10 protein-coding genes and 2 tRNA genes are annotated in these 10,631 nt (G+C 49.3%); 11 read left to right on the top strand and 1 reads right to left on the bottom strand.

Features of this window, described 5'->3' with window-relative positions; translation table 11 throughout:
• Positions 1-8: 8 nt before the first annotated feature.
• From RH89_RS07335 to RH89_RS07325, 3 genes are all read left to right on the top strand, one after another.
• A tRNA-Met gene (locus RH89_RS07335) sits at positions 9-85 on the top strand.
• Between the two features lie 53 nt (positions 86-138).
• A tRNA-Leu gene (locus tag RH89_RS07330) sits at positions 139-223 on the top strand.
• 176 nt (positions 224-399) lie between these two features.
• Complete coding sequence (locus RH89_RS07325; RefSeq protein ID WP_004400681.1) at positions 400-1,446, top strand: lactonase family protein; 1,047 nt, start codon at positions 400-402, stop codon at positions 1,444-1,446.
• Here the strand turns inward: RH89_RS07325 and RH89_RS07320 are convergent.
• Positions 1,443-2,594, bottom strand: coding sequence for a 2-octaprenyl-3-methyl-6-methoxy-1,4-benzoquinol hydroxylase (locus RH89_RS07320; protein WP_004400680.1), 1,152 nt, complete (start codon positions 2,592-2,594; stop codon positions 1,443-1,445). The genes RH89_RS07325 and RH89_RS07320 overlap by 4 nt on opposite strands.
• A 222-nt stretch (positions 2,595-2,816) precedes the next feature.
• On the opposite strand from RH89_RS07320, the gene RH89_RS07315 reads away from it, so the two are divergent.
• The 8 genes from RH89_RS07315 to RH89_RS07280 all read left to right on the top strand — a co-directional run.
• On the top strand, positions 2,817-4,550 hold the full coding sequence (locus RH89_RS07315) for a substrate-binding domain-containing protein (protein ID WP_004400678.1): 1,734 nt from the start codon (positions 2,817-2,819) through the stop codon (positions 4,548-4,550).
• Positions 4,547-5,782, top strand: coding sequence for an ABC transporter substrate-binding protein (locus RH89_RS07310; protein ID WP_004400677.1), 1,236 nt, complete (start codon positions 4,547-4,549; stop codon positions 5,780-5,782). The genes RH89_RS07315 and RH89_RS07310 overlap by 4 nt, the downstream gene beginning before the upstream one ends.
• Complete coding sequence (locus RH89_RS07305; RefSeq protein WP_004400676.1) at positions 5,758-6,708, top strand: carbohydrate ABC transporter permease; 951 nt, start codon at positions 5,758-5,760, stop codon at positions 6,706-6,708. Before RH89_RS07310 ends, RH89_RS07305 begins: the two co-directional genes overlap by 25 nt.
• Positions 6,705-7,523 carry a carbohydrate ABC transporter permease gene (locus RH89_RS07300; protein WP_004400675.1) on the top strand — a complete coding sequence of 273 codons (819 nt, stop codon included), beginning with the start codon at positions 6,705-6,707 and terminating at the stop codon, positions 7,521-7,523. The genes RH89_RS07305 and RH89_RS07300 overlap by 4 nt, the downstream gene beginning before the upstream one ends.
• Positions 7,524-7,527: 4 nt before the next feature.
• Positions 7,528-8,358: an enoyl-CoA hydratase/isomerase family protein gene (locus RH89_RS07295; RefSeq protein WP_004400674.1), complete on the top strand. Its 831-nt coding sequence runs from the start codon at positions 7,528-7,530 to the stop codon at positions 8,356-8,358.
• Positions 8,348-9,124 carry an SDR family NAD(P)-dependent oxidoreductase gene (locus RH89_RS07290; RefSeq protein ID WP_004400673.1) on the top strand — a complete coding sequence of 259 codons (777 nt, stop codon included), beginning with the start codon at positions 8,348-8,350 and terminating at the stop codon, positions 9,122-9,124. The genes RH89_RS07295 and RH89_RS07290 overlap by 11 nt, the downstream gene beginning before the upstream one ends.
• Complete coding sequence (locus tag RH89_RS07285) at positions 9,124-10,212, top strand: hypothetical protein (RefSeq protein ID WP_004400672.1); 1,089 nt, start codon at positions 9,124-9,126, stop codon at positions 10,210-10,212. The genes RH89_RS07290 and RH89_RS07285 overlap by 1 nt, the downstream gene beginning before the upstream one ends.
• Positions 10,213-10,222: 10 nt before the next feature.
• Positions 10,223-10,631 (top strand): ABC transporter ATP-binding protein (locus RH89_RS07280; RefSeq protein WP_004400671.1); only part of this gene is annotated, 409 nt, incomplete at its 3' end.

Genomic DNA, 10,631 nt, shown 5'->3' with positions numbered 1-10,631 from the left:
CAGAGAGTGGCTACGTAGCTCAGTTGGTTAGAGCACATCACTCATAATGATGGGGTCACAGGTTCGAATCCCGTCGTAGCCACCATTTACAACGTCTGACTAATTCACCAATTATTGGTCAAGACTACAAAATTTGTTGCGGAAGTGGCGGAATTGGTAGACGCACCAGATTTAGGTTCTGGCGCCGCAAGGTGTGAGAGTTCAAGTCTCTCCTTCCGCACCATTATCTGAAACCCACCTTTTGGTGGGTTTTCTCTTTTCTGACGGATCACTTCTCATTTATTTATCTGTTTCTTTGGTCTGATTCTCATTCTTTACTCATCAAGAAAGCTTTCTATTGCGCTTCACCATTAACCCTTAGGATCATGGTTGCCATAAAACTTATGAAGGCAACATAGCATGGCAAATACTCAATTCATTTTAATTGGCAGTTACACCCAGTCTATTGGCGCAATGACTGGAGAAGGAAAAGGCATCTCTGTTGTAGAGCTTAATACCGAGACAGGTAAACTTCTTAACCTTGAGTTGCTTTCTGACTCCCCCAACCCCGCCTATTTAACTTTGGCTGATGAACGTCTTTTCTCCATCAACGAATTTGCTTCTGGTGAAGGCGCAGGTATTACGGTTTTTGAAAGAATTGATGAGCATTTAACACTAACCGACCATTTAGCCATTCAGGGTGATTATCCTTGCCATGTTGCAATGAATAGCGATGGTTCTCGCGTCATTGCATCTAACTATGGCAGCGGAAACTTTTCTCTGTTTTCTCATAACGAAGGGAAGATAGAGCTGATTCATACCATCCAACACCACGGCACGGGTCCTAATGCTGAAAGGCAGGAAGGTCCACACGCCCACTTTGCCTGTTTTCTTAACCATACGGCGGAGCTTGTAACCGTCGATCTGGGTATTGACCGTGTGAGCTTTTATCCGCTGACACCTTCAGGTATCGACGAGTCAAACGCACAGCATGTTTCTACCCCTCCGGGTAGTGGACCAAGGCACCTTGTACTCACGAAGGACGAGAAAACCGCTTATGTACTTTGTGAGTTGTCTGAGGAAGTGCTGGTACTGAAAAAAGAAGAAACTGACCAGTGGTCTTTGGTTTCTAAAATCGCCCCCTTTACCCCACATGACGAAGGCGGAGCCGCCGCCGCAATCCGTTTATCACCTGACGAGAAATTTGTTTATGTTTCCGGAAGGCAGCAATCCGTAATTGTTTGCTTAAAAGTGGAATCCGATGCAAGTTTAACAACAGTACAAACCGTCTCTTCTGGTGGTTTAAATCCGAGAGATTTCAATATTACGGCAGACGGGAAATGGCTCATTTCAGCCAATCAGGACACCAACAATGTGATTTCTTATCGTCGAAATGCGGAATCTGGTGAGCTAGAGGCAACGGGGTATAGTATCTCGACTGGCAACCCCGTCTGTATTACATTTTAAAGACCTAATGCGTAACGCAGCACCTGCTGCTTGACCGGACCTGAATGCTCTGCCAGTTTCAGGGCTGCGTTTCGTGCAAAGGCAAGGGGTGGAAACGTCTCTTTGAACACTTTGTAAAACACGTCCATCCCAGTTTGCATCAGCAGATTGTCACGCTTTCTTTCTAACTGGTAGCCCGATAACGCTTGCTCTGTCATTCCGAGATCTGCCGTAAAGTCTAGAAGTGCTTTTACGTCTTTAAATCCTAAATTCACCCCCTGACCCGCCAGCGGGTTAATGGTATGGGCTGCGTCGCCCACCAATACACATCCTTTCTGGAAATAAGACTGCGCATGACGACGGGTTAAAGGGAACGCCCCAGCCTGCTCAACTTCTATCTTACCCAGCTCTGCTGGAAACGACGTCATAATCGCTTCGGCGAGTTGCTGATGGTTCATTGCCAACAAAGCGCGAATTTTTTCAGGAGAGTCGTACCATACGACAGAACCCTGATGTCCGGTTAAAGGCAAAAATGAGCGAGGACCGGATGAAGTGAACTGCTGCCAGGTAATATCCTGCTGAGGTTTAGCGGTTTTAACATTGACCAGCATACAGTGCTGGCGGTAATCCCAAGCTGTCACACCGATTTTAGCAAGATCTCTGACTTTAGAATTTGCCCCATCGGCACCGACCACCCATTGAACCTGAATCGATTCGCCACTGGATAGTTTGACAATACGATGGTCAGAGTGGTCTTCAACCGACTCTAACCCTTCAGGACACATCAATGTGATGTTCTCCATGCCTGCCATCACCTTCCAAATACCTAACTGCACCAGTCTGTTTTCGACGATGAAGCCCAGCTGATCCATGTTTAAACTATCTGAATGAAAACGGGTTCGACAATCTGGCATGTCCCAGGTTTCGAGCCGCTTGTATGGGCAAGCACGCATGGATTCAATGAGCTTCCAGGCACCAAGATCTTCAAGAAAATTCACCGATGCCTGAGAGATCGCAGACACTCGCAGGTCCATTGGCTGGGTTACATCAAACTCTTTAGGTTGCTGATATTCCACAACGGCGACTCGTTTTCCTTGCCTGGCAAATCCAACCGCAACGGCAGCACCCACCATGCCACCACCAATAACCGCGATGTCGAACTGTTTCATACTTAATCCAGATAGCGCTAATTGCTTCAATTTCACTATTTTACTTCCGTAACCCGTAAACCGTCCACGCCCAGTTCAGGAATCACGTCACTCTTTCCGATCAATACTGAGCACAAATGATCATTTGTGATAATTTTGTAATTTAAAGGTGAATAAATTGATCATTTAAAGCACTTGCCATAGATAATAGTGGTCATTGTTTCACCAACTGATACACCAATCATGAATCAGCGACTTCGCGAACAGGCAATTTTACACGTACTGGAAAACCGTCGAAATGTGACGATTTCTCAGCTCGTGCAGGAATTTCCCCAAGTTGCGAACGTCACTATCCGTAGAGATGTCGCCAGACTGGCGAAACGAGGAAAGCTAGAACGATCACACGGCGCCGTTCATGCCGTAAAAACACCAACCCTCCCCAAAACAGAGCAAAACGAAGTTGGGCTTCGTGAAGTCGATGCTTTGATTCTTCCGCCTATTCATGAACCCTGGGGGGAACTCATTAAACAGCGCGCGCTGGCAGAGGGGCTTCCTATCCTGTCGGAGTCTGCGCCCGACTCTCAATGCACCTACATTGGACCAGACAATCTGGAAGTGGGTTATCAACTTGGTACTTTTGCGGCAAGAGAGCTTAATGACGCTGGGGTACATGAAGCCAACCTATTGCTGATTAATCATACTCAATTATCGAACACTCAGCAGAGAACCAAAGGCTTCCTGCGTGGATTCCACCAGCAGTATTTGGGTGAGGCAACCACTCTGTCAGTCGATGGGTTTGGTCACTACCGCACAGCGTTGCGACAGGTTCAGGATGCCATTGCAACTCACCCTGAAATCAATGTGCTGTTTGGTGTAAATGATCATTCGATATTGGCAGGGCTGGAAGCGACAAAAGGTCATAGTGATATCTACGCCTATTCCGTAGGACTGGAAGGCGACGATTTACTTGATGAGCTGACCTATGGAAATCGCCTCCACGCCTGCGTTGCCCTGTATCCTGAATTGGTTGGCTATATGGCAGCACATACCACAGCAAAACTGGTTGCCGGGCAACCCTCTCAGCCTGTGCTAACCCCCTTTGATATTCTGACCGGGAAAGATGTGCACACTCGCTTTACCCGGCAGAATGATCACTGGGTATTGAAAAAAACGCTTCATGAAATGGCAGGAAAGGACTTCACACCACACTCGGGAGCAGGAAAGAAAGCTAGGGTCATGTTTGTCCCACACTACATTGACCACAGTTGGTATCGGAAATTAGCCAAGAGCCTTGAAGCGGAGTGTGAGCAGCTAGAACTGCATTGTGAGATCCAACCGCCAGAAATTCAGTTTCACAAAGAAGTTCAGCACGCTCGCGAACGCATTGCACAGATGGCCATTCAAGTCCTCACTCGTGAAAGCAAAGTTTTTATCAACCACGGTGCTTTTGCGCTTCCTCTTGCGAATGCTTTGCGAGAAGCAGGCGGAAATCACACAGTTGTGACGAATTCTCTTGCTGTTTTCCAACTTCTAAAAAACAACGCCAATGATTTTCGCGTCATCTTGACTGGCGGAGAAACTCAGACCGACCATAGCGCACTTGTCGGTTCCGCATGCATCGCAGTTCTTGAACAGATGCGTGTCGACAAAGTCTTCCTGTCGGTCGATGGCATTTCTGCCAAATTTGGTATCAGCATGAACGATGAAGCCAGCTCTCAAGTGGCGAAATCTGCCATGCTTCGAGCTCACCAGACCATTGTTCTGGGTGAAGCCAGCCAGATGGGAGCGGAAGAAAATTATCTTATTGCTCCATTAGACACCATTACCGACGTGATGACGGATTTAGGCACTATTCCTGCTCAGCGATTAGAACTGGCTGCGAATGGTGTACGCGTTCACCTTGCCGAGGACTACCTTAAGTCCGACGACAAGACACATGCAGTGATGCAACATAAAAAACAAGGAGATAGTTTATGAAGCGTCTCACCACTCATCTGCACACCTTGTGTGCCGCTGTCAGCTTTGGACTGATGGTGTCTGCCCCCGCAGCTATGGCAGAAGATATTACCATTCGCTTCTGGGATAACCAGCAAACCGAATCCGGTCTGAGCGAATACCAGAAAGCCTCTGTGGCGTTGTTTGAAAAGGAAAACCCGGGTATCAAAGTGGAAGTCACTACTGTGCCTTACCCTGAATACCAGCAAAGACTCCTCACGGCAGTCCGAAGCGGTAATGCGCCAGACATTTCCACAGTCGACCAGATCTGGTTGGCAGCATTTGCCGAAGCTGGCGCCATTATCCCGCTCGACAATAAGATGCAGTCCGCCTCAATGAAAGCAGAGCAGTTCTTTCCGGGAGCATGGTCATCCGTTCGCTACAAAGATAAAACTTGGGGCGTCCCGTTTAATGTTGATGTGTGGCAGTTCAGCTACGTCAATAACGCGCTATTCAAGTCAGCAGGTATTGCGCCGGAATCCATTGTGACCTGGAGCGGTCTGAAAAACGCCGCCAAAGCCCTGACCGATAAATCCAAAGGGCAATATGGCGTTGGCTTATTTGGTCACAAAGGCGAAGACACGGTCGTCGTCGTAAACTCCTTTATCTTCTCTAATGGTGGTCAGGTTCTCGACAAATCAGGGCAGTGCAAGCTAAACGAACAACCCGCAGTTGAAGCACTGGCGTATTTGCAAGATCTTGCGCAATACGCACCAAAAGGAATTTTAAATGCCTCAAGCGGAGACATGCGAGAGCTTTTCCTGAACGGTTCGCTTGCCATTGAGTTCTGGCCTGCGCTAGAGCAACCCACTCTGCAAAAATCCAATATTGACTGGGATTTCTTTAATGGTCATGCCCCGAAAGGCAAGAAAGCCGTGGGCACCTATGGCGGTTGGAATCTCGTGGTCTACCGTGGTTCTAAGCATCAGGAAGCGGCATGGAAGTTCGCTCAGTTCCTGACAAGGCAAGACATCAACGGCAAAGTGGTCGATCTGCTTCCTGCTAACGTTCAGGCTGCACAAGCTTTTGTCGGTGAGAATCGCAGCAAGCCATACGTCATCATTGAGCATCTGAATAACGCGTCTCCTCGCCCGCTTTCTGCGCGCTACCTGGAAGTAGCGGACATTCAAATGGCCATGATTCAGGACTTGTTTGATGGAACGCCCGCTCAAAAAGCCGCGGATGCCGCATGCATCAAGATCAATCAGTTGTAACGAAAACGCTGGCGACGCCTCGTCGCCAGCCTGATGACACGGATGTTGTAATGAAGTACCAACGGAAGTTTGTATTCCCGGTCGCTATGATTGCACCAGCGGTCGCACTGATCGGGATACTGATGTACTACCCAATGTTTGGCACGTTTATCGAGAGCTTGTACACCACCTCTTTCATAAACCCCGAACCTGAATTTGTTGGCTTTGAGCTTTATACCAAGCTCCTTTCACAAGATCAGTTCTGGCAAATCATTCAGAACTCTCTGGCATGGACGTTTGGGGTCATCCTGTTGCAAAACCTGTTTGGTTTCCTTGCAGCCTTGTTGCTGAACGAAAAGCTACCTGGGCAGGGGCTGATGCGCTCACTGGTGCTTTTACCCTGGGTATTACCGGGAATTGTCGCTGCCATCCTGTGGCGCTTTATGTACGACCCTCAACTGGGTCTGATTAACTCGATGTTCCTTTCAAGCAGCTTAATCGACGAAGCCGTCGCCTGGCTGGCCACACCTGAAACAGCGATGTTTGCCGTAGTGATTGCCGCTGTATGGAAAGGGTTCCCTTTCTCGACCGTCGTTTACCTTGCGGCATTGCAAAGCGTCGATAAGGAACAGATAGAAGCCTCCGTCGTGGATGGTGCAGGTCCGATTCGCCGCCTATTTGAAATCATCATTCCTGCGGTCAAACACGTCATGGCGATTAACCTGCTTCTCACCGCCATTCTGACTTTTAACTACTTTGATATGGTCTGGGTGCTGACTCGTGGCGGCCCCAAAGACACCACCCACATTTTCCCAACCAAGATATTCGAACTGGGCTTTGGTCAATTCCGGTTCGGTGAAGCCGCCACTTACGGTGTGATGTCGATTCTGATTCTCGTGGTCTTACTGACTCTCTACTTCTGGTTGCAAAGGAGGGAGAGCCGATGAATACCAAGCGAATCGCCCTACTTGGATGCCAGTTAACCTTGGCGCTGGTCATTTTACTTCCCATATTCTGGATGGTGTCGGTCTCCCTTAAGCCCTCTACAGAAGCATTTGCCATTCCTGCCAAGCTCTGGCCAGACAGCCCGACACTGGAAAACTACAGCAACGCTTTCCGCCCTGAATTCCGCCAGTACTTTCTGAACAGTGTGATCATTTCCATGAGTACACTTCTCATCTCTACCAGCCTCGCCCTAATGGCTGCCTATGCCTTCACACGTTTTCAGCTTCGAATCATGGCTGTGTTTCTGGGGTTAATTCTGGTGTCACAGATGTTCCCATCCAGTGCCATCATCATTCCCATTTACAAAATGATGGACGACGCCGGATTGTTGAATACTCGGCTTTCGCTCGTTATCGCTTACATCACCATCACCCTTCCGGTTGCCACCTGGATGTTAAAAGGGTTTATGGAAAACATCCCTTCCGTTCTGGATGAAGCTGCCGCAATGGACGGAGCCAAACCGCTGCGCACTTTCTTAGAAATCGTACTGCCTTTATGCCGACCCGGCGTGATTGCCACCAGCGTTTACATCCTGATCGTCACCTGGCAGGAGTTTCTGTTTGCCCTGTCGTTCACCACCACTCAGGAGATGCGGACATTGCCTGTCGGAGTGAACGATTTTATAGGTCAGTACGGCATTCGATACGGAGAGCTCATGGCAAGCTCCGTGATGATTTCATTACCGGTTGTGGTGGTGTTTTTCTTTCTTCAAAAGCATTTCGTCGCAGGTCTCACTGCTGGCTCAGTCAAAGGATGACCCTATGGAAAAGACCTTTCAATATCTGACTCTCACCTCTCCGGCTAAGCACGTGGCTTTGATTACCTTCAATCGCCCCGAGAAGCTCAATGCACTTTCTGAAACCATGCAGCAAGAGCTCTTTGATGCACTCAATATTGTGGAGCAGAACAGTGCCACTCGGGTTGTGATGTTTACCGGAAGCGGCAATAAAGCCTTTGTTGCCGGAGCAGACATCAATGAATACCGAGGTTTGCAAATCAAAAAGTTTAACGACTACCAGCTCAAAGGCAGAGAAGCCTTCGAGAGAATCGAACAACTGCCTAAGCCCACCATCGCCTTGGTGAATGGCTTCGCGATGGGGGGCGGATTCGAAATCGCCCTCTCCTGCGACCTGTTGATTGCCTCTGATAATGCTCAGATGGGGTTGCCAGAAGGGTTACTGGGGCTCTGTCCCGGAGGTGGAGGTACGCAGCGTTTGCTACGCGCTGTAGGCAAAGCCGTCACGATGGACGTTCTGCTTTCAGGTAAACGAATCAAAGCGGACGAAGCGCTGCGTCTTGGTCTCGCCTCTCAAATCTGCTCTCAAGATGCCTTGCTTGAAGAGGGGCTGAAAAAAGCCAGCTACCTGTTAAAAGTGTCGCCTGTCGCTCAAGCCGCAATGAAAAAGCTGGTGCGCAATGGTTTCGATACCCCTTTGGAGTCTGGGCTCAGTTGGGAGCAGGCATCCTTACTTCAACTTTACTGCTCTGAAGATGGGCAGGAAGGGGTCGCAGCGTTTCTGGATAAACGTACGCCAGCGTTTGATGTTAGCTCTGAGATGACCGACTCATCAGGAGGGAAAAATGAACAGTAATACGCTTAAAGGTGAGGTTGCGGTGGTGACAGGTGGCGCGGAAGGCATCGGATTTGCCTGTGCTCAGAACCTGGCAGAGCAAGGGGCAACCGTTATTCTGGCGGACATCAATTCAGAAAAAGGGACGGCGTCGGCCAGAGAACTTCAAAGCAAAGGGCTGGATGCGTATTTTGTCGAAACTGATGTATCCAATTCTGACTCGATGGAGTCTTTGTTTCACTGGATCCACGCTCAGGGCTGGCTGGTCAGCATCATGGTAAACAACGCCGCGGTCGCCTTGTCCGGGGACGCGGTGGATATTCCAGAAGAAACGTGGAACCGGGTGCTGAACACCAACCTTTCCGGTGTCTGGCGTGGCATTCGACTCTCAGTGCCCGACATGAAAAAACGCGGTGGGGGTAATGTGGTAAACATCAGTTCGGCTCAGTCATTTGCCGGTTTTCACGGCTGGAGTGCATATGCAGCAGCCAAAGGCGGAATCAATGCGCTCACTCGACAGGCAGCCATTGATTTTGCACCTCATAACATTCGTGTTAATGCGGTCGCCCCCGGCACCATCATGACGCCAATGAATGAAAAGATTTTTGAAGAAGTGGACGACGCCGATGCGCTTCGTCAACGCTGGAATGATATTCACCCCATCGGGCGGTTCGGTCAGCCGGAAGAAGTAGCACAGGCGGTGAGTTTTCTGGCGACCAAACAATCGAGTTTCATCACAGGGCAGATCATCATCGCGGATGGTGGATTGCTGGTTAAGGGGGACTGATGCCTAAAGTACTGAAAAATGACCATGTTGAGCTGACTTTCAAAGAAGAAGGTGGGCATCTCGATCACCTGACTTTCTCCGATGATGGCGAAAAATTCTCCCCCATGCACCGAGCACCTTGGGTGGGCAAATTAACGGGCGAACATCCCATTATCTTGCAGCAGCTCTCCGGTGATTTTTTCTGTGCGCCGTTTGGAGAAAGTGACTTTGAGCCAGCTCCGCCTCATGGATGGAGCAGCAATGGAGATTGGCACGTCAAATCGCACAACGACACTTACTTAAGCGCAAAGCTAGAGCAAACCATTTACGGTGCCACCCTGACCAAACGCATTGTGCTGCAGGAAGACTCACCATTTGTGTATCACCTGCATGAATTTGAAGGGGGCAAAGGAGCTATTCCTGTCAGCTACCACGCGATGCTCAAATGCGCTTCGCCTGTCGCACTCTCCTTTTCTCCCTTTACTTTGGGTTTCACCATTGATGAAACCTTAGAGCCAGACCCGACGCTAGGGCGCTCACTGCTTAAATATCCACAAACCTTTAAACAGCTAGAACGTGTTGAACTTGCCAACGGGCAATTTGCCGATTTAAGCGTCTACCCGTGGAACCAAAGCCATGAAGACATTCTCCATTTGATGACTTCCAGACATCAGAACTGGAGCTGGTCTGCGGCACTTTGTAGGGATGAAGGCTGGCTGTATCTGGCAATCAAACCCAGCGCTTCTTTGCCACAAACGACTTTATGGCAAAGCCATGGCGGGCGTGACTACCCACCTTTTAGCAGCACCCATACCCACATATTGGGGATTGAGGAAGGCAATGCTTATTCCCACTTAGGGCATAAAGCCTCAGTGTCTTCAAACCCCATCAATCAACAAGGCTATTCAACCGCTCTGCCACTGTTGCCGGGAACCAAGACTCGCGTTGGATATGCGTTTGGCGTGCTCAAAGCCAATACCGACTGGCACCGCGTTCAGACTGTAGAAGTAACCGATGACCGAGTCGTCATTACTGGCGATACAGGCACGCAGAGAGAAGTGATGTTTCATTCTTCGCTTCTGACTTTTTCCGACACCAGCGATATATGAAGGATGAACTATGGCTTCTGTCGAACTGAAACACTTATCGAAATCCTGGTCTTCCGTTGTAAGCGTCGATCAGTTAAATCTCAGCATTGAAGACAGGGAGTTTTTGGTGCTGCTCGGTCCGTCAGGTTGCGGTAAAAGCACCACCATGCGAATGATCGCCGGGCTGGAGACGCCATCAGAGGGCGACATTATTATTGACGGGAAGCGCGTCAACGACCTGCCTCCCAATGAGCGGGACTTAGCTATGGTGTTTCAAAGCTACGCGCTTTACCCACACAAAACCGTTCGCAATAACATCGACTTTCCTCTTAAAGTTCAGGGCTTGGACAAATCCAAACGTCAGGCGTTGATTCAAAAAGTCGCCGAAAGAGTGGAACTGGAACATCTGCTAGAACGTAAACCCGCTCAGCTTTCTGGCG

The organism is Vibrio nigripulchritudo ATCC 27043, from assembly GCF_000222685.1.
Lineage (GTDB): Bacteria > Pseudomonadota > Gammaproteobacteria > Enterobacterales > Vibrionaceae > Vibrio > Vibrio nigripulchritudo.
The sequence above is the reverse complement of the archived record's forward strand: the minus strand, read 5'-3'. Positions and strand labels throughout refer to the sequence as shown.

Excerpts from the sequence above, each read along its gene's own strand:
- RH89_RS07295 (WP_004400674.1), top strand. The coding sequence starts at position 7,528 with ATGGAAAAGACCTTTCAATATCTGACTCTCACCTCTCCGGCTAAGCAC.
- RH89_RS07320 (WP_004400680.1), bottom strand. The coding sequence starts at position 2,594 with ATGAAACAGTTCGACATCGCGGTTATTGGTGGTGGCATGGTGGGTGCT.
- RH89_RS07325 (WP_004400681.1), top strand. The coding sequence starts at position 400 with ATGGCAAATACTCAATTCATTTTAATTGGCAGTTACACCCAGTCTATT.
- RH89_RS07300 (WP_004400675.1), top strand. The coding sequence starts at position 6,705 with ATGAATACCAAGCGAATCGCCCTACTTGGATGCCAGTTAACCTTGGCG.
- RH89_RS07315 (WP_004400678.1), top strand. The coding sequence starts at position 2,817 with ATGAATCAGCGACTTCGCGAACAGGCAATTTTACACGTACTGGAAAAC.
- RH89_RS07310 (WP_004400677.1), top strand. The coding sequence starts at position 4,547 with ATGAAGCGTCTCACCACTCATCTGCACACCTTGTGTGCCGCTGTCAGC.
- RH89_RS07305 (WP_004400676.1), top strand. The coding sequence starts at position 5,758 with ATGCATCAAGATCAATCAGTTGTAACGAAAACGCTGGCGACGCCTCGT.
- RH89_RS07290 (WP_004400673.1), top strand. The coding sequence starts at position 8,348 with ATGAACAGTAATACGCTTAAAGGTGAGGTTGCGGTGGTGACAGGTGGC.
- RH89_RS07285 (WP_004400672.1), top strand. The coding sequence starts at position 9,124 with ATGCCTAAAGTACTGAAAAATGACCATGTTGAGCTGACTTTCAAAGAA.